Genomic DNA, 18,763 nt, shown 5'->3' with positions numbered 1-18,763 from the left:
AATTTAACCCTTAGAAATTTTAAGTATCATTCCTGGTTTTAATTTACTACCACTAATACCGTTCCAATCTTTAATATTTTGAATAGAAACACCTGGGAATTTTTGAGAGATGCTCCATAAAGAGTCTCCATTTATAACTGTATAATTAAAAACTTCTCCAGAAATGGGTTTAGGTTTTATTTTCGCTTTCGCGGAAGATGTGTTGTTTACATTAGGCTTTCGAGGGTAAATAGTTAACCGTTGCCCAATCTTTAAGTTATTACTTCTCAAACCATTCCATTTTTTAATATTACTCACCCTAACACCATACATTCTAGATATTTTACCTAAATAATCACCAGACTTAACTCTATACGTTGTTTTAGATTCTGCATTAGTAAATTGAGGCATTGGTTTTTCGCGCTTATCAAATTCTGCTTTCGCAAACGCGTAGATTCTATCTTCATTGTTTACAAACTTTCCAACAACATCAATAGGTAATCTAAGCACATAATTTTCATCTTTAATAAAAGGAATGATATCTAATTTATATGATGGGTTTAAAAACTGAAGTTCCTCAATGGGCGTACCAGTTGCTTCTGAAACCTGGTCGAGCGTTATCATTTGTTTTACTCTAACCGTATCGGTTTCAAAATAAGCCAATTCGGGTTTATACTTTTTAAAACCGTGCTCTTTGGCATATTCAAAAATGTACATATTAGCCAAAAACGCTGGTAAATATCCCGCGGTTTCTCGTGGAAGGTTATGTCGAATATTCCAATAATTTCTATACCCTCCAGAACGTCTTATGGCTTTACCCACATTACCTGGTCCAGAATTATAGGCTGCTAAAGCCAAATCCCAATCACCAAATATTTTATATAATCTGGCTAAATATTTTGCTGCGGCTTCGGTAGATTTAATAGGATCGCTACGTTCATCAACATAGCTACTTACATCTAGTCCATATTCTTTGCCAGTACCAAACATAAATTGCCATAAGCCTGTTGCGCCAACTCTAGACCTTGCTCTTGGTTTTAATGCCGACTCTACAATAGCCAAATATTTTATTTCTAAAGGAATATCATGTTTATCCAACTCCGTTTCAAACATTGGGAAGTAAAACGCGCTTAGCGTTAAGAGTTTTTGAATAGATTTACGTCTGTGCTTTAAATAGGATTTTATAACGCTTTCAAGAGATGAATTGTATTCCACATTAAAAGGTGTTCTAGCATCCAATTCTTTTAATCTTGCTTTAAGCGTATCCGTTGATAATTCTGGATAATCGACAGGTTTATAATCTAACTCTGTAACCGTTTTGTAAATGGTATCAAATAAATTATTACTATACAATTCCTCAAACCACTTCTCGTCTAATTTAGAAGCAAATTCTAAGTCTTTTAAGCTTTTTGTTGAAGTTGAATCAATCTCAGCTTCAATAACTTTTACAATTCTTGTATTATCAAGAATTAGTGAATCTTTAACTTGTGTGCTTTGAGTTGAAAGCGTATCCTTTACTACATGATTTGATGTAGAAATGGAGTCTTGTATTTGAGAAAAACAAGTACTTATGTTAAGAAGACATATTATTATAAAAAAACGAAAAGCCATAAAATCTATTCATTAATGAACGATACTATGGCTAAAATCGTATTTTTTAGGCTAATTTGAAAGCTTAATTACAACTATTCTAAAATAGCAGCAATTCCAGGAAGTGTTTTACCTTCTAAACTTTCTAACATGGCACCACCACCTGTACTTACGTAGCTTACTTTATCTTCAAAACCAAATTGCTTAACTGCTGCAACAGAATCTCCACCGCCAACAAGAGAAAAGGCTCCGTTTTTAGTAGCTTCAGCAATAGAGTTTCCTAATTCTATAGTTCCGTTTGCAAAACTTTCCATTTCAAAAACGCCTAATGGCCCGTTCCAAAGGATGGTTTTAGATTGCATAACCACATCATGAAATTGCGCTCTAGATTTTGGTCCAGCATCTACACCTTCCCATCCGTCAGGAATTTCGTTAATGTCAAGTATTTGTGTGTTCGCATCATTACTAAAATCGTCTGCTGCAATCGTATCTACAGGAATATGTACTTGTACATTTTTAGCTTTAGCTTGTTCTAATATTTCAAGCGCTAATGGCATTTTATCGTCTTCACATATGGAGTTTCCTATTTTTCCACCTTGAGCTTTTACAAATGTAAATGCCATACCACCACCAATAATTAAGTGGTCTACTTTATCTAAAATATTTTCGATAATGGTAATTTTTGAAGATACTTTTGCGCCTCCAAGTATTGCTAAAACAGGTTTTTCTCCTGTTTCCATAACTTTATTGATGCTTTCAATTTCTTGAGCTAATAAGTTACCGAAGCATTTTTTACCTTCAAAAAACTGCGCTACGATGGTTGTAGATGCATGCGCTCTGTGCGCTGTACCAAAGGCATCGTTTACGTAAATGTCTCCTAATTTTGATAGTTTTTCTGCAAAGTCTTTATCTCCCGCAGTCTCTTCTTTATAGAAACGTAAGTTTTCTAATAATAAAATTTGCCCAGGCTCTAAACTTGCAGCAGCAGCTTCAACATCATCACCAATGCAATCTGCAACGGTTTTAACCTCTACACCTAAAACGTCTTCAACTTTTTTTGCTATGTGTTTTAACGAAAACTCCTCTTGAAATCCTTTTGGGCGACCTAAATGCGACATTAAAATACAACTCCCTCCATCTTCTAAAATTTTAATAATTGTTGGTTTTGCAGATACAATTCTTGTTGCATCTGTTACCTCAAAATTTTCGTTTAATGGCACATTAAAATCCACACGGATTAGAGCTTTTTTATTTTCGAAATTAAAATCGTTTAGCGTCTTCATTATATATTTAATTTTATCGTTTTAACTGTTTGATTCACAAATGTAACTAATTAAAAGCCTATATAAAATGTGTTTTTTAACGAAAACGTTTGAAGTGTAAAAGAAATGTTTGATTTTTTAATTATACAGGTCTCAGATTTTATAAACTTACTCTCAAACTCATTGTTATACTGAAAAATAATGAAATATCGATTACATCTAAAACTTGACTTTGTAAAATTTTTCTGCTACCTTCGTTTAACGTCGGATATAAAACATTAAAACGATTTTATATCCGACGTTAAACGAACCTCTCAAAAAAAATCACTTTTAAAATTTAAATCCCTAAGATAGCAAGCAAGCGCGTTAGGGATTGAAGCGGCATCCTTTTTTAAAGAAATAGATACACCTTTACTTTAGAACTGAAATTAACAGATAACCACGTTGCCCGCTCCTAGCTATGACATAAAAAAGATATAGCGGAAAGCCCGACCCTTTTCGGGTAACGCCCAAATAAACATCTATAAAATTTTACTGCTTTTTTGGTGCGTAACATCTAATAAAATTCATTTACTTTTGCTTTTATGCTTTTTGAAGACATTTTAGGTCAAGAACATATTAAAAAACACCTTACGCAGAGTGTGGATAATGGCAGAATACCGCATGCGCAATTATTTGTTGGTAATGAGGGTTCTGGCACCTTGCCTATGGCGTTGGCTTATGCGCAATATATTTTATGCTCGAATTCTGGTGGAGAAAATAATACGGGAAACGAAGTTTGTAATTTGAAGTTTAAAAACGTTTCGCATCCTGATTTGCATTTTGCTTTTCCGGTAACTACAAGTAGTAAGGTAAAAAGTAAACCTGTGTCTGGTTTTTATCTTGAAGAGTGGCGCCAATTGCTGAATGAGCAACCTTATGGGAATTTATTTGATTGGTACAAATTACTTGGTGTTGATAATAAACAGGGGCAAATTGGGGTTGATGAGGCGCATGAAATCGTCAAATCGCTTACGCTAAAATCTTACGAAGGTGGTTATAAAGTGATGCTGATTTGGATGGCTGAAAAAATGAATACTGCTTGTGCCAATAAGCTTTTAAAACTGATTGAAGAACCGCCTAATAAGACTATTTTTTTATTGATTGCTGAAGATGAAGAGCAGATTATAAACACCATACGGTCGCGCTGCCAAATTTTACATTTTCCGCCATTGGCTGAAGACGTTATAAAAAATGCTCTGGTAAAACAGTATAATATTGATGTTCGAGTGGCATCAAAAATAGCGAGTCAATCTAACGGGAATTATAACAAGGCTTGTGATTTGGTATATCAAGATTCTGAAGATATTCAGTTTGAAACTTGGTTTGTTTTCTGGATTAGAAGTGCTTTTAAAGCAAAAGGCAATAAAGCGGCTATTCATGATTTAATTTCTTGGAGTGAAGATATTGCTAAAACAGGTAGAGAGACCCAAAAACAGTTTTTAAATTTTTGTTTAGATTTTTTCCGTCAGGCACTTTTACTAAATTATAATGCTACTGATTTAGTGTATCTAGAACCCAAAACCGAAAAGTTTAAGCTTGAAAATTTTGCGCCTTTTGTACACGGAAACAACATAATGGATATTAGTAACGAGCTACAAGATGCTATTTACCATATTGAGCGTAACGGGAATTCTAAAATTATTTTGACAGATTTGTCGATTAAATTAACACGTCTACTTCATAAAAAGGCAGAATAATGAATGCTGCATCCAAATCTTGGTTTGTAATTATTAACCCAACTTCGGGGAATGGTTCTAGCAAGAAAAGTTGGCCAAAAATTAAACAGCTTTTAGACAAACATCACTTTATATTTGAGTTTGCTTTTACAGCCTATTCAAAACATAGTATTGCACTTGTACATCAAGCTATTAAACAGCATTTTAAAAACATTATTTCTGTTGGTGGTGATGGTACATTACATAATATAGTCAACGGAATTATGTCTCAAAATGATGTTCCTTCTTCTGAAATTAATATTGGTGTCATCCCAATTGGAACAGGAAATGATTGGGTGAAAACCCATAATATTCCTAAAAATTTTGAAACTGCCATCCAGATTATAAAAAATGGCCGTTTAGCAACCCAAGATATAGGTAAACTATCTATAGGTGATAAAAATTTGCCTATCTTCTTTAATAATTTAGCGGGTATTGGTTTTGATGGGCTTGTGGTTAGTAGAGTTGAAAAATATAAGCATATAGGTACTTTAGCTTATTTATATGGCACTATAATTAGCATGTTTTCGTTTAAAAATTTCGAGTCTACTGTATCTGTTAATTCAGAAACTATTTCAGGTAAAACACTAATGATATTAATTGGGTTGTGCAAGTATTCTGGAGGCGGAATGCAGCTCACAGATAAACCCAATCCCTTTGATGGTTTATTAGATGTTACCATCGCACAAGATTTAACCAAATTTGAAATAATCAAAAATCTAGCGAAATTGTTTAATGGTACAATTACAAACTACAAAAAAGTAAAAACCTTAAAAACAAAATCTGTTGCTATTCAAATTAATCAAGAAATTGCTCCTTATATTCAAGCAGATGGGGAATTGATTGGAAAAGGACATATTAAAGTCTCTTTGATTCCTAATGCTTTTTCATTTTATTGCTAAAAAAATCGTTATTAACCTAAGCTAATAACGATTTAATTATTTGAAAATCAATGATTTATGTTTATTATTCTTTTTTGTAGCCTGCATTTAAAGCTTCTAAAATAGTTTGGGTCAAATCACTTTGTTCTCCACCATACATTACTGTTGCTGCAGCGTCGCTAGTTCCTAATATGTAATTGTAGCCATTTGTTTTTCCGTAATCTTTTACAAAATCTTTAACGTTAACAATAACAGAATCTATTTCAGACTGAAATTCTTGTGTTATTTGTTGTTGTTCTATTTGCATTTGCTGCTGTAATTGTTGTTGTTTTTGTTGTAAGCCTCCCATTAGTTCCTCAGCTTTCTTTCTATTACTTCTCGCCAATCTTTGTGCTTCTGCTTGTCCTTTTTGTGCTTCTGCTTGAAAGGCTTGACTTATACTATCTGCTCTTTTTCTAAAAGCCTCTTCTTTAACTTGAAATTTTGCTTCTACATCTTTCTTTTCTTGATAATCGTTAATTAAAGTTCCGTTGTCAACAAAACCAATTTTATTTGGTTTTTCACAAGAAGCAAAAATTAACATCGCTAGCACTACATAAATTATATTTTTCATCGGTTTGTGTTTTTTGATGGTTTTATTTTTAATCCGAACAAAAGTAATAAAGTAACTTTTAAAATGAAGAGGAATTATTCTGATTTTAACATATAACGAAATTTTATAGTAAAATTATTTTTTAATAGCTATTTTCTATTAAAAACAAATGTGTTTAAAGCGATTTAAGACACTTAAATAAAATCGACTAGTATTTGGGTGTTTGCTTAGTTGAAGAAAGACTGAGTTGTATAAGAATTGTTTTTAGCCGTTTTTAATGATGTAAATTAAAGATGAAGCCTCTTTTGTTGTTATCGCTTTTACATTTGAAAGCAATCCAACCCAAATTCCTTTAATAGGATTCATTTTTCCAGATTTATATTTTTCTGAAAGCATGCTCACATAAAATGAATCAAACCACATAGGTTTTACTTTTTCAACTTTAAAAAATTCTTTTGAAACTAATTTTGAAATAGACTCTTGATTAAAATGCCAAAGGTGTCTTGGAACGTCATAAGCTGCCCAAAACTGTTTATAATATTTTGCATCGTAACTTTTATAATTTGGTACAGCAATTATTAAAGTGCCGTTTGGTTTTAAAAGTTTTTTAAATATCGAAATATGTTCTTCTAAATTTGGTAAATGTTCAAGAACATGCCAGAGCGAAATCACATCAAAACTATTCGATTCAAACTTTAGTAGTTGGTCTGTTTCAAAAACAGAATTATTTGTTTTTTTGTTGGCAATATTTCTAGCTTGTTCGTTTGGTTCAATTCCTGAAATAGTCCAACCATTTTGTTGAGCGATTTCTAAAAAATCTCCTGTTCCGCATCCTACATCTATAAGATTTTTTCCTTCTGATGAATATGAATTAATTAAGTTTAATTTCTTTTTAAGTGAAATGCTTCTGACTAAATGATAAACTTTTTCGAATAGATTTCTTTTGGAATCTGTATGCGAAATATAGTCTTCACTTTCATAATATTCTGGTAATTTATCTGAAGATGGTTGTGGTGTGGTTTCAAGAAAACCGTATTCTGAATTTTGAATTAATTCGAATTCATCTCCTGAAACGGAGTGGTCTTTTACAATTAAAAAAACAGATTTATTTTTCATCTTAGACTTTAAATTATTTATTAGCTTCTTGATAAAGCTCAATAGCTTTTAAATATTTTACTCCTCCTTTTTGAGTTTGATTATGCAAAAATCCTTTTAATTCAGCATGATTTTTATCTACCCAATTTAAAAGTTTAGTTCTATTTCTAATAAATATTGAGTCATTAAAAACGACATAATCTACTATTTCTATATTTGATATTTTATCGTTTTTAAACCTAATAACTTGATTCGTTATTATTGACTCTTCATTTAAAAAAAGGATTCGTTTATCTTTTTGAGAAATTTTAATTTTAATAATCCCTTCCTCTTCGCTTATATTTATAACCTTATATTCTGGTTTAAAAGTTGAATCCCATTTCAAAAGTTCGAGATAATCTTCTTTATAAAACATCATCTTATAGTCAACTTCTTTACTTAATATACTGTCCGATAACAATGAAGACACATTCGAAAATTCAGAATTATTTAAAGTCTCAAAGTATTTTTTAACAAGTTCTATTTTACTTTTTTTTTCTTTACAAGAGAAAATAACTATTGAAATAAAAAGTAATAATATTATTGATTTTTGCACTTAATTTTTTAATTGAAGATTTAAAAATTGAACTAAAATATGAAACGTTCCACGTGGAACATATCTAATTAACTAACGCCGACTATCGTCTTATCTTCCCATATAAACCAATAAAACTGAAATATCATTTGGCGATACGCCGCTAATTCTTGATGCTTGAGACACCGTTGTTGGTTGAATCTTTTTCAATTTTTCACGTGCTTCAAAGCTCATAGACTTAATTTGTGAATAGTCAAAATTCTCTGGAATTTTAACGTATTCTAATCGTGTTAGTTTATCAGCATTGTTTTTTTCCTTGGCTATATATCCAGCATATTTAACTTGAATTTCGGTTTGCTCAATCACTTCTCTATCTAGATTATGTTCCTGAATGTAGGATTCTACACTTTCTACTTTTCTAACATCATCCATCTCAATATTTGGTCTAGCAAATACTTTAAAAAGTTTTCCAGATTGTTTTACTGCAGCAGATTTTTTTGATTCTAGAATAGGATTTATAACGTCTGGTTTTACGCTTTCAGTCTCAAAAAAGGTAACGAATTTTTCAGCAGCTTCGTGTTTTTCTTCCATGCGTTTTAAACGCTTTTCAGAAGCTAGCCCCAATTCAAACCCTTTTGGTGTTAATCTTTTATCAGCATTATCTTGACGCAATAGCGTTCTATATTCAGCTCTTGATGTAAACATACGATAAGGTTCTTCTGTGCCTTTTGTAATCAAATCATCAACCAAAACACCTATATAAGCCTCATCCCTTTTTAAAGTAAAAGGGTCTTTTTCTTGAACTTTTAAACTCGCATTTATACCAGCCATTAAACCTTGAGATGCCGCTTCCTCATACCCTGTAGTTCCGTTAATTTGACCTGCAAAATATAAGCCTTCAACTAGCTTTGTTTCCAAAGTATGTTTTAATTGTGTAGGCGGAAAATAATCATATTCTATAGCATAACCTGGTCTAAAGAATTTCACATTTTCAAAACCAACTACAGAACGTAATGCTTTGAATTGAACATCTTCGGGCAAAGACGTAGAGAAGCCATTTACATAAACCTCGCAAGTATTCCAGCCTTCTGGTTCTATAAATAATTGATGTCTGTCTTTATCTGCAAAACGATTGATCTTATCTTCAATAGACGGACAATATCGTGGTCCTAAACTTTTAATTCTACCGTTAAACATGGGCGACCTATCAAACCCTTCTCGAAGTAAATCATGCACTTCAAGACTGGTATAAGTCATGTGGCATGAACGTTGATTTTCTAATGCTTTCGTTGTATCTAAATATGAGAATTTTTCTGGGTTTTCATCCCCAGGTTGCTCTAGCATTTTAGAATAATCTAAACTTCTACCATCAACTCTTGGTGGTGTTCCAGTTTTCATTCTACCAGAATCAAAACCTAAATTAACAAGCTGCTCTGTAATACCCGTTGCTGCTCTTTCGCCTGCTCTTCCTCCTCCAAAATTCTTATCACCTATATGTATTAAGCCATTTAAAAAAGTACCGTTTGTTAAAACAACAGACTTAGCTTTTATTTCAATTCCTAAAGAAGTTTTTACACCAACTACTTTATGATTTTCTACTATTAAAGCAGAAACCATTTCTTGATAAAAATCAAGATTAGGCGTGCCTTCTAAAAGCAATCTCCAGTCTTCTGCAAAACGCATTCTATCACTCTGCACCCTTGGACTCCACATAGCAGGCCCTTTAGATTTATTCAGCATTTTAAATTGAATTGCCGAAGTATCTGAAACAATTCCACTATAACCACCAAGCGCATCAATCTCACGTACAATTTGCCCTTTAGCAATACCACCCATGGCAGGATTACAAGACATTTGCGCAATGTTTTGCAAATTCATGGTAACCAATAGGGTTTTACTTCCCATATTGGCAGCAGCAGCAGCAGCTTCACTTCCTGCGTGACCTGCTCCAACAACTATGACATCATAAACCTCATTAAACATAAGTTCTAATTCAATTTAATATTTAGTTTTTAATTACACTTCGACTGCGCTCAGTATGACATACTAAATAGTTTTCAAAAAGATGTTCCACGTGGAACATATAATAATTTTTGAGTTTGCAAATATACGTTGAAATCTTTAATTCTACTTTAGTACAGTTAAGTAGTGATTCTCCTTTTCTCGCATCACCTTAGCATCATCATCTGTTTTATCTTTATAACCACAATAATGCAATACACCATGAATAATTACCCGGTGTAACTCTTCTTCAAATGAAACACCAAAATCTTTGGCATTATCTGCCACTCTTTCAATTGAAATAAAAATATCTCCTTGTATGATTTTTCCTATTGAATAATCAAAGCTGATAATATCCGTTAATGTATCATGATTTAGGAATTCAACATTTAATTTATGAAGATATTCATCATTACAAAACACATAATTTATTTCTTCTAATTTAAATACTTCTGAAGAAATTGTATTAGTAATCCAAGTTGAAATTTTCTCTTCCGATTCTAAATTAAACGCTGTTTCGTAATTGAAATTAATCATTAGCTTTCTTAAAATAATCTTGCACTTTCTTTTTGTAAACTTGCTGCAAAGGTAAAGCTTGTCGGTTTAATATTTCTGTAGTTTGAAAATATTGTTTTGCTGTTGGGATTTGATTATTAGAGTTATTATCAAATCTATTTTTATTGGTTTCAGATTCACGCTTATTATCTTCTCCTTGTTGAAAAGTTGCATTTTCAAGTTTCAATAACTGATGTTTTAAGTCCATCATTTTTTGAAGCGTTTGCTCCGTAAAACCCTTATTTAATAAATCTAACTCAATGTCTTCCATTTTTCTAACCAAGGCGTCTCTATTTCCGCCTTTGCCTTCTTTAGCTAGCCTATCTTGAAGTGCTTGACGTAATTGTTGTTGCTGTTGATATATTTGATACAGAAGCTCGCTATCACCTTCATTTGTACCTTCTCCTTCACCACCAGTTTGCTCACCATCTTTTCCTTTTGGGTCGCCTTTACCTTTGCCGTTTTCTCCAGACTTGCCATCTTTTCCTTTTTCGCCTTCCTTCTCGCCTTCTCCTGGTTTTTTTCCTTCGCCTTCTTTAGGTTTTCCTTCTCCCTTTTTCATGCCTTGCTCCATCATCTTATTGAGTTCTTCTTGACTCATAATAATGTCTGGTAATTGCATATCGCCACTGCCTCCTTTTCCAGCAGACATACTCATACTCTCTTGCATGTTATCTAAAACATTGCTTAAAAAGTCTGCTAAATTATTAGCAGCTGTAACTGTGAATTGTTGATTAGAAACGCCTTGATATAATTGATTTTCGGCAAGTAAACCAAGTGCTTTGTCAATATTATAATACACCTCTGTGATTTCTTTATTCACTTGCTCAGAAAGTTTTGGCTGTCGTAATGATAAGGCAAATAAACTATCATCAACATGCTCAAAATGTTCTCTTAAATTGCGTTGCTTTTTTAAATAGGTTGCGAACTTGTTATGATTAATTTCAATAGATTTAAATTGATTCATAAGCGCTTCTTGGTCAAATGAAAACAATACGAGGTTATCTAAAATTTGACGAAGCATATCCATATCTTCTTGCATTTGTTCGCCACCACCGGATTGCATAGCACTTTGCATTTGCTGACTCATTTGCTTCATTTTTTGAGCCGCTTTCTTTTGACTTTTTTGAGCGTTCTTTTGATTTTGTTTTTGTTGCTCACTTGGTTCTTTTTGCTCTTGCTTAGTACCTTCTTGTTGTTCCTGTTCTTCTTCTTTCTTTTCTAATGCTTCAGATGCTTTTTGTTGTTCTTTTTGAACTTCTTGTTCATCTAATTTATCTCTAGGGATATCAATTGGCTTTTTTAGAGCTTTACTTTCTTTTTCTAAGTCGCTAATTTCTTTTTTGTATTTGTCGAATTGTTTATTTAAATCATCTTGCTTTTCTTGAGTGTTTTCTTCATCAGATTTGTTTGACAACTTTTCTTGCTCATCTGCCAATTTCTCTAAATCATCTCTCAGCTTTTCTAATTTCTTTTCAACATAAAAACGCTTTGTTAATTCTAAGAGCTGTTCTAAACTTCGCTTTTTATTTTTATTCTGCTTCGCTAATTCATCTAATTTTTGAATTAACTCTTCCTTGTTAATTTTCTCTTGTAGCTTTTCAATTTCCTTGAGTAATTTTTCGTCACGTTTTAGTTTCTCTTCGTTGTCTTTTAATCGCTCTTTTAAATCTTCTTTAAATTCGTCTTCCTTAGGGTTCTCTTTTTGAAATTCTTCTAAATTATCTTTCAGCTTTTTGTTGAAATTTTTTATCATTTCATCTTGCTGTTTCTGACGCTTAAAAAACGATTCTAATTTCTTCTTATCATTAAAGTTTAAACTCAATTTCTCTTTTTGAGTTTTCGTTAACTCTTCTAATTTCTTCTCTTGTTCATCAAACTTTTCTAACGACTTATTTAAATCTTTAATCGTTTCACTTTGTTCTTCTAATTTCTTTTGAGCTTCTTCATCCTTTGTACGTTTTCTGTAAGTGAACACACTACTTTTTACGCTTTTATATCTGTTAACACTATCATTATCAAACACTTGAAAGTATAATTCATACGGAACGCCCGTTTTAATATTCAGGTTATTTGGGAAAGCACTTATGAATTCTGCAATATTAGAATTTGAAATTGGAATTGACTCTACCTGCTTATCTTTTTCATTTTCAGAAGGATAATACACCAATTGCAACTTACTAAATCCATAATCATCACTAACTTGCCCATAGAAATAAAGTGTTTGTAAATCCAAACTGTCTTTCTCTACTTTCAAATTAATTTCTGGATATTCGTCCTTAACAACATCAACATTAAAAGTTAAATTTTCGTAATTTTTTAAATTCTTATTACTGGTACTTAATGTGTAATCGTAATTCTTATAAATCCGTTTAGAAGCTTCAAAAACACCTGCTTTATCCGAGTTAAAACCAATGGTATCTTTAGCATACAAAAACACCTCGTCTGTAGATTTTGTTTTAAGTTGCCATGTAATTTGTGTGCCTTCAGGAACCAGCGCATTACCCGTGCTTTTTAAAATTTCATCTCGTTTTTTGGTATAACTTGGGTAATCCAAAACCATATTAAAACTAAGTAAGGATGGCGTTTCAACCACATTTACGGTATATGGTTTTGAGGTAATATCATTAGCCGATAATTGAAACGTAATAGCTTCTTTAGGCTGTGTAAACACATATTCAAATTCGCCCAAAGCCTTTTGTTGTAAAAAGTAAGTTTCGTCATTAAAAGTAATTTGTGCACTTTCTGGAGTAACTTCGCCTGCTGTTTTTACAATTAGTTTAAAATCTTTGTTTTCAATGGCATTCATGTTTTCATTAACCACAAAAAACTGAAAAGGTGCTGGCGGTTCATAAGCTGTTTTGTAATGCACCACACGTTCGTAACTATCGCTAAACCAATTAAAATTTCCTGTTATAAACGCTAAAAGCAAAATAACCACAGGAATAGCGGCGTATTTTAGATAGCCTAGATTTTTCTTGAAATTAACCGCCAATTTAAACGGCACAGGTTGTAATTCTGAAGATTTCTGCTCGATGCTTGCCAATAATAATTCAGATTCAGATTTCTCATCATGCAATTGGAGCACATTCAATAATTTATCATCAACCTCAGGAAAATGTTTACCAATAATTCTTGAAGCCACTTCGTAATTTATACCTTTTTGAAGCTTAAATAATTTAGCTAACGGAATAAAAATAAACTTGATGAGCAAACCCAATTCCACAGCAATAAATAGCCAAAATAATACTGTTCTAGAGGTAGTATTCAACCATAAAATATGTTCTAAAAAAAGGGTAAATAAAAAATACAGCAACCCAATGGCGAAAAACAAAATGACACCCTTAAGTAATTCATTGGTATAATAGCGCCTAATAAACGCTTCTAATTTGTTCTGTATCGTGTTAAAGTTGCTCATGATTTGGGAAGATTTCCGTCTTCTTGGAAATAACAAAACTAATTTATTATACTAAACTACAATTTTATTTAATTAGTAAATACATTAGATTTGATAAAACTTAGTTAAAGTGAAAGGTTTACAAAAACAAAACTACTAATAGCAAAAATTAATAATCATGAAAAAATATTTAGTATTTCTAATCTTACTTACAACTCAAACTTTTTATGCTCAAAGTGGGTGGACAAAAAATAAAGGCGAAGCCTACACGCAACTTTCCTTTACAACCATAAGTGGCTATGACACTGTTTTTGGAGACCCAGAATATAATACCGAACGCCAAGTTACTGATAACACTATACAATTTTATAGCGAATATGGCCTGACAGACAAAACAACAATTATACTTAATTTGCCAATTAAACTTATTAAAACTGGGCAATTAGTAGGTAATACTACCGGAATAACAACCGAAAATTCAACCACTAACTTGGGTAATATTGAAATAGGTCTGAAACATCAATTTTATAATAAAAAATGGGCTATTGCAGGTCAACTTAATATTGCTACAAATTCTGGATCTTTTGATAATGCTTCAGGTATTAGATCTGGTATAGATGCTTGGTCTTTTACCCCTACTATTAATTTTAGTAGAAGTTTTAAAGGGTTTTATGCACAAGCTTTTACAGGTCTAGACATAAGAACAAATAACTATAGTAATAATTTTAAAATCGGGGGAGAAATAGGAACTAAACCTTTTAAAAATGTTTTATTAATTGCATTTATTGATGTTGTTAAATCTTTAAAGGATGGTAACATCGCTTTGCCTTCATCAAATTTATTAACAGCACTTTATGTTAACGACCAAGAATACGCATCTTTTGGACTTAAAGCTATTGGTGAAATAACAGAAAAATTTGGTGCTAACGTTGGTTTTGGAGGAGCGTTTTCGGGGAACAATGTGGCTAAAAAAGCAGCTATTACTTTTGGCGTGTATCAGAAGTTTTAGGAATAGTTATACTAAACAGAATAAATAAGTAGCAGCGTTAAAAAATCATTTCTGCTTATATATTCCTATTCTTAAATATCGTTTTATCTTTGCAGTCATAAATTACAAAACATGACTAAAAACGTTCGTGTGCGTTTTGCACCTAGCCCAACAGGACCTTTACATATAGGCGGAGTTCGTACTGCTCTTTTCAATTATTTATTTGCTAAAAAGCATAACGGAACCTTTATTTTAAGAATTGAAGATACTGATCAAAATCGTTATGTTGAAGGCGCAGAACAATATATTGTTGATGCTTTAAATTGGTGCGGTATGCCGTATGATGAAGGACCAAATAAGAACGAAAAGTTTGGACCATACAAACAAAGTGAACGCAAACATTTATATAAGGCTTACGCCGAAGAATTAATTGCATCTGGTAATGCCTATTATGCTTTCGATACTGCTGAAACTTTAGATTTCCATAGAAAAGACCACGAAGCAAAAGGCAAAACCTTTATTTATAATTGGCATAACCGATTAAAATTAAGTAACTCTTTATCGCTTAGCGCGGAAGCCGTAAAAGCTAAAATTGATGCTGGTGATGATTACGTGATTCGTTTTAAATCGCCTCAAGATGAAACTTTACATTTAACAGATATTATTCGTGGCGATATTAAAATCGACACCAATATTTTAGATGATAAAGTGTTGTTTAAAAGTGATGGTATGCCAACGTACCATTTAGCGAATATTGTGGATGACCATTTAATGGAAATCTCGCATGTTATTCGTGGCGAAGAGTGGTTGCCATCTTTAGCATTACACTATCAATTATACAAAGCCTTTGGTTGGGATGCTCCTGAATTTGCACATTTACCATTAATTTTAAAACCAACAGGAAAAGGGAAATTAAGCAAGCGTGATGGCGATAAATTAGGCTTTCCGGTATTCCCTTTAGAGTGGACCGACCCCAAAACGGACGATGTTTCTAGAGGTTATAAAGAAGATGGCTATTTTGCCGAAGCTATGGTTAATTTCTTAGCGTTTTTAGGTTGGAACCCAGGAACAGAACAAGAAATTTTCAATCTTGAAGAGTTAATTCAAGCTTTTGATTTGAACAAAGTAAACAAATCTGGAGCGCGTTTTGATCCTGATAAAATCAAGTGGTTTAATCATCATTATATGCAAGAGCAGAACAATGATGAGTTGGCTGAAGCTTTTAAAAACCATAACTCTAAATTAACCGAAATAGATGTAAATTATATCTCCATGGTTATTGGATTAATAAAAGAGCGCGCTACGTTTGTTTCAGATTTTTGGGACTTAAGTCATTTCTTCTTTACCGCCCCAACATCCTATGATGAAAAAGCAGCTAAAAAGGCTTTTAAAGAGGGGACAAAAGACATTCTAGAACAAGTAGTTTCTATAGTAAATAACATTGAAGACTTTTCAGTAGAAAACATGCAAACCGAAATTAAAGGTTGGATAACAAGTAACGAAATAGGTTTTGGTAAAGTAATGATGCCTCTACGATTAGCACTAGTTGGTGCCTTGCAAGGCCCGGATGTGTTCGATATTATGTATATGATTGGGAAGAGTGAGACTGTTAAGCGTGTCGATGGTGTTATAAAATCTTTATAAAAGCTCCGAAAATGAAAAAACACCTTACTCTTTTTGCAATTTTATGCTTCGTTTTTGTTAACGCACAATATAGTAAAGGCACCGTGTTTTTTAAAGATTCTACTACTTTAGAAGGATTAATAAAAATAAAAGCTTTTGGAGGTATAAAATTTAAACTCAATAAAGATGCTGAAGCTACGACTTACAATCACAAACAAATTAGTGGCTTTGATGTTATTAGTGGAAATTTCAGGTATGTGACTAATAATACAGATGACTATGTGCTTTTAAATGAACTAATTAAAGGTAAAATCATATTATATAGTAGCCAGGTTTATAACCCAGGCCACACCATACCAAATGGTTTTGCGGGTGGTGGCGCAGGAATGACATATGGTGGAGGTTCGGCCACCACATATTCTATAAAAGTTAATGACGAAATTATTAAACTAGGCACCAAAATTAAAAAGAAACATCATCAATATTTTAATGACTGCCCTGTACTAATTCAGAAAATTGAAGAAAAAGAATTTAAAAAATGGGATATTTATGATATTGTTGAATTCTATAATGAAGATTGTAACTAATCACAACCTAGCTTAATAAGGATTGTTCTAAAACGAAATCATAGCTCCAAAAACAAGCATAGACAAATTTCCTTTAAAACGAGAATCTCCGCCAGAAGTGTCTAAATTTTCACTTTCAAGCTTTTTTAAAGTATTGGTAAAGCCATAAATATAGTGCGCTCTAAGTTTTACAAATTTAAAACCTGCGGTAATCCCAACAGCACCATTAAAATTAAATTGAGAAATACCAGTTATATCGGTTGCAGATAAATTATCATAATTATTTATAATATAATTTTCTTGGGCTTCATTTTTAAACTCTAACCTACCATTATATTGAAGCATTGGTCCAGCATCTAACGTCACATAACTACCTGCTAATTTTACATGCATCATAAGTGCTAGTTGAGCAGCAAAAAGTTTATAATCTATAAACTCAGAAGATGTACTAGATGCATCGGGTCTTCCCAAAATACTAATGGTACTTTCAGATAGATGTAAACCGTAACTCATATTGTACCATCTATGGTTAATCTCTACAGTAGCACTCATTCCGCCCATAAAACCATCTCCTTGGGTGGTTTCAAAATTATCAGTAGTTAAATCAACTTTAGTAAGGCCACCAAAAATTCCAATACCATTTACGATATCATATTTTCCGTTTTGAGAAAAACTTTTTGTAACAAAACATACCAATAATGCTACTAATAAGTACAGTTGTATTTTTTTCATACCATTTTTAGGGTTAAGTGAGCAAATATAACTTAATTTAGTATTTCTTATTTTTTTAACCATTTTAATTAAACATTATGAGCTTCGCTATTATACCTTTTGTAGTTATTGGATTATTCATTTTAATCTCAGCCTTTTTCGTTGTTAAACAACAAACCGCCGCTATTATAGAACGGTTTGGTAAATTCCATAGTATTCGTCAATCAGGTTTACAGTTAAAAATTCCATTAGTAGACAGAATTGCAGGTAAATTAAGCCTTAAAATTCAGCAATTAGATGTGATAATAGAAACTAAAACTTTAGATGATGTATTTGTTCGTTTAAAAGTTTCTGTACAGTATAAAGTTATTAAAGACAAGGTCTATGATGCCTTTTATAAACTGGACTACCCTCATGATCAGATAACTAGTTATGTATTTGATGTAGTTCGTGCCGAAGTGCCAAAAATGAAGTTAGATGATGTTTTTGTTAAAAAAGATGATATCGCACTTGCCGTTAAAGCGGAGTTAAACGATGCCATGCAGAACTATGGTTTTGATATCATTAAAACTTTGGTTACGGATATTGACCCAGATGCACAAGTAAAAGAAGCCATGAATAGAATTAATGCTTCTGAACGTGAAAAAATTGCTGCTCAGTTTGAAGGTGATGCTGCGCGTATTTTAATAGTTGAAAAAGCAAAAGCCGAGGCAGAAAGCAAGCGTTTACAAGGTCAAGGTATTGCAGACCAAAGGCGTGAAATTGCCCGTGGTTTAGAGGAATCTGTAGAAGTGCTGAACAAGGTTGGTATTAACTCACAAGAAGCTTCTGCGCTTATTGTGGTAACGCAACACTATGATACACTTCAATCTATTGGGCAAGAAACAAATAGCAACTTAATTTTGTTGCCTAATTCTCCACAAGCTGGTAGTACTATGTTAAACGATATGGTAGCTAGTTTTACAGCTAGTAATCAAATTGGAGAAGCTATGAAAAACGCTAAAAAGAAAGCCGATAAATAAAAATCCCGTAAAGCCTAAAAAAGCCTCAATATTTTAAATATTGAGGCTTTTTCATTTAATAAATAATTTGGGCGTTACCCGCAAGGGGTCTGGCTATCCGTTACAAGTCCTCGCACCTCTCCCAATAGCTATCCGGATCGGGCTGTGGGCTTTCTACTGCTATCTCTAAC

The 18,763-nt window shown here is 32.5% G+C and carries 15 protein-coding genes; 6 read left to right on the top strand and 9 right to left on the bottom strand.

All coding sequences use genetic code 11. From position 1 onward, the window contains the following. Positions 1–3: 3 nt before the first annotated feature. Complete coding sequence (locus Q0870_RS01830) at positions 4–1,590, bottom strand: lytic transglycosylase domain-containing protein (RefSeq protein WP_298550517.1); 1,587 nt, start codon at positions 1,588–1,590, stop codon at positions 4–6. 74 nt (positions 1,591–1,664) lie between these two features. Beyond that, complete coding sequence (locus Q0870_RS01825) at positions 1,665–2,852, bottom strand: phosphoglycerate kinase (protein WP_298340745.1); 1,188 nt, start codon at positions 2,850–2,852, stop codon at positions 1,665–1,667. Positions 2,853–3,415: 563 nt separating this feature from the next. On the opposite strand from Q0870_RS01825, the gene Q0870_RS01820 reads away from it, so the two are divergent. Together Q0870_RS01820 and Q0870_RS01815 are read left to right on the top strand one after the other, a co-directional pair. Then, positions 3,416–4,570 carry a DNA polymerase III subunit delta' gene (locus tag Q0870_RS01820; protein ID WP_298550515.1) on the top strand — a complete coding sequence of 385 codons (1,155 nt, stop codon included), beginning with the start codon at positions 3,416–3,418 and terminating at the stop codon, positions 4,568–4,570. Then, positions 4,570–5,490, top strand: a complete 921-nt coding sequence (locus Q0870_RS01815) for a diacylglycerol kinase family protein (RefSeq protein ID WP_298550513.1) — start codon at positions 4,570–4,572, stop codon at positions 5,488–5,490. Before Q0870_RS01820 ends, Q0870_RS01815 begins: the two co-directional genes overlap by 1 nt. A gap of 64 nt (positions 5,491–5,554) precedes the next feature. Here Q0870_RS01815 and Q0870_RS01810 read toward each other — a convergent pair whose 3' ends face one another. The 6 genes from Q0870_RS01810 to Q0870_RS01785 all read right to left on the bottom strand — a co-directional run bounded on the left by Q0870_RS01810 (position 5,555) and on the right by Q0870_RS01785 (position 13,704). Continuing rightward, on the bottom strand, positions 5,555–6,082 hold the full coding sequence (locus Q0870_RS01810; protein ID WP_298550511.1) for an OmpH family outer membrane protein: 528 nt from the start codon (positions 6,080–6,082) through the stop codon (positions 5,555–5,557). A 243-nt stretch (positions 6,083–6,325) separates the two neighbouring features. Further along, the gene (locus Q0870_RS01805; RefSeq protein ID WP_298550509.1) at positions 6,326–7,177 is read right to left on the bottom strand and encodes a class I SAM-dependent methyltransferase; all 852 of its coding nucleotides are present in this window, start codon (positions 7,175–7,177) and stop codon (positions 6,326–6,328) included. Between the two features lie 13 nt (positions 7,178–7,190). After that, a complete protein-coding gene (locus Q0870_RS01800) occupies positions 7,191–7,751 on the bottom strand; it encodes a hypothetical protein (protein ID WP_298550507.1) in 561 nt (186 codons plus the stop codon). A gap of 90 nt (positions 7,752–7,841) precedes the next feature. Further along, on the bottom strand, positions 7,842–9,713 hold the full coding sequence (mnmG, locus tag Q0870_RS01795; protein ID WP_298550505.1) for a tRNA uridine-5-carboxymethylaminomethyl(34) synthesis enzyme MnmG: 1,872 nt from the start codon (positions 9,711–9,713) through the stop codon (positions 7,842–7,844). Between the two features lie 144 nt (positions 9,714–9,857). Continuing rightward, complete coding sequence (gene ybeY / locus Q0870_RS01790) at positions 9,858–10,268, bottom strand: rRNA maturation RNase YbeY (RefSeq protein WP_298550502.1); 411 nt, start codon at positions 10,266–10,268, stop codon at positions 9,858–9,860. After that, complete coding sequence (locus Q0870_RS01785; protein ID WP_298550500.1) at positions 10,261–13,704, bottom strand: DUF4175 family protein; 3,444 nt, start codon at positions 13,702–13,704, stop codon at positions 10,261–10,263. The genes ybeY and Q0870_RS01785 overlap by 8 nt, the downstream gene beginning before the upstream one ends. Before the next feature lie 157 nt (positions 13,705–13,861). On the opposite strand from Q0870_RS01785, the gene Q0870_RS01780 reads away from it, so the two are divergent. The 3 genes from Q0870_RS01780 to Q0870_RS01770 all read left to right on the top strand — a co-directional run bounded on the left by Q0870_RS01780 (position 13,862) and on the right by Q0870_RS01770 (position 16,881). Further along, the gene (locus Q0870_RS01780) at positions 13,862–14,692 is read left to right on the top strand and encodes a transporter (protein ID WP_298550498.1); all 831 of its coding nucleotides are present in this window, start codon (positions 13,862–13,864) and stop codon (positions 14,690–14,692) included. Positions 14,693–14,803: 111 nt separating this feature from the next. Next, positions 14,804–16,315, top strand: coding sequence for a glutamate--tRNA ligase (gene gltX, locus Q0870_RS01775; RefSeq protein ID WP_298550496.1), 1,512 nt, complete (start codon positions 14,804–14,806; stop codon positions 16,313–16,315). Between the two features lie 11 nt (positions 16,316–16,326). After that, positions 16,327–16,881: a hypothetical protein gene (locus Q0870_RS01770; protein WP_298550494.1), complete on the top strand. Its 555-nt coding sequence runs from the start codon at positions 16,327–16,329 to the stop codon at positions 16,879–16,881. Between the two features lie 27 nt (positions 16,882–16,908). Here the strand turns inward: Q0870_RS01770 and Q0870_RS01765 are convergent, their stop codons facing one another. Beyond that, complete coding sequence (locus Q0870_RS01765; RefSeq protein ID WP_298550492.1) at positions 16,909–17,592, bottom strand: hypothetical protein; 684 nt, start codon at positions 17,590–17,592, stop codon at positions 16,909–16,911. A 77-nt stretch (positions 17,593–17,669) separates the two neighbouring features. On the opposite strand from Q0870_RS01765, the gene Q0870_RS01760 reads away from it, so the two are divergent. Then, on the top strand, positions 17,670–18,593 hold the full coding sequence (locus Q0870_RS01760; protein WP_298550490.1) for an SPFH domain-containing protein: 924 nt from the start codon (positions 17,670–17,672) through the stop codon (positions 18,591–18,593). Positions 18,594–18,763 lie beyond the last annotated feature (170 nt).

This window comes from uncultured Algibacter sp. (assembly GCF_947487575.1).
Taxonomy (GTDB): domain Bacteria; phylum Bacteroidota; class Bacteroidia; order Flavobacteriales; family Flavobacteriaceae; genus Algibacter_B.
This window is presented reverse-complemented; position numbering and strand designations above follow the sequence as displayed.

Bases quoted from the DNA above. Each gene is read 5' to 3' on its own strand.
- ybeY (WP_298550502.1), bottom strand. From the start codon at position 10,268: ATGATTAATTTCAATTACGAAACAGCGTTTAATTTAGAATCGGAAGAG.
- Q0870_RS01785 (WP_298550500.1), bottom strand. From the start codon at position 13,704: ATGAGCAACTTTAACACGATACAGAACAAATTAGAAGCGTTTATTAGG.
- Q0870_RS01825 (WP_298340745.1), bottom strand. From the start codon at position 2,852: ATGAAGACGCTAAACGATTTTAATTTCGAAAATAAAAAAGCTCTAATC.
- Q0870_RS01830 (WP_298550517.1), bottom strand. From the start codon at position 1,590: ATGGCTTTTCGTTTTTTTATAATAATATGTCTTCTTAACATAAGTACT.
- Q0870_RS01780 (WP_298550498.1), top strand. From the start codon at position 13,862: ATGAAAAAATATTTAGTATTTCTAATCTTACTTACAACTCAAACTTTT.
- mnmG (WP_298550505.1), bottom strand. From the start codon at position 9,713: ATGTTTAATGAGGTTTATGATGTCATAGTTGTTGGAGCAGGTCACGCA.
- Q0870_RS01765 (WP_298550492.1), bottom strand. From the start codon at position 17,592: ATGAAAAAAATACAACTGTACTTATTAGTAGCATTATTGGTATGTTTT.
- Q0870_RS01760 (WP_298550490.1), top strand. From the start codon at position 17,670: ATGAGCTTCGCTATTATACCTTTTGTAGTTATTGGATTATTCATTTTA.
- Q0870_RS01805 (WP_298550509.1), bottom strand. From the start codon at position 7,177: ATGAAAAATAAATCTGTTTTTTTAATTGTAAAAGACCACTCCGTTTCA.
- Q0870_RS01820 (WP_298550515.1), top strand. From the start codon at position 3,416: ATGCTTTTTGAAGACATTTTAGGTCAAGAACATATTAAAAAACACCTT.
- Q0870_RS01810 (WP_298550511.1), bottom strand. From the start codon at position 6,082: ATGAAAAATATAATTTATGTAGTGCTAGCGATGTTAATTTTTGCTTCT.
- Q0870_RS01815 (WP_298550513.1), top strand. From the start codon at position 4,570: ATGAATGCTGCATCCAAATCTTGGTTTGTAATTATTAACCCAACTTCG.
- gltX (WP_298550496.1), top strand. From the start codon at position 14,804: ATGACTAAAAACGTTCGTGTGCGTTTTGCACCTAGCCCAACAGGACCT.
- Q0870_RS01770 (WP_298550494.1), top strand. From the start codon at position 16,327: ATGAAAAAACACCTTACTCTTTTTGCAATTTTATGCTTCGTTTTTGTT.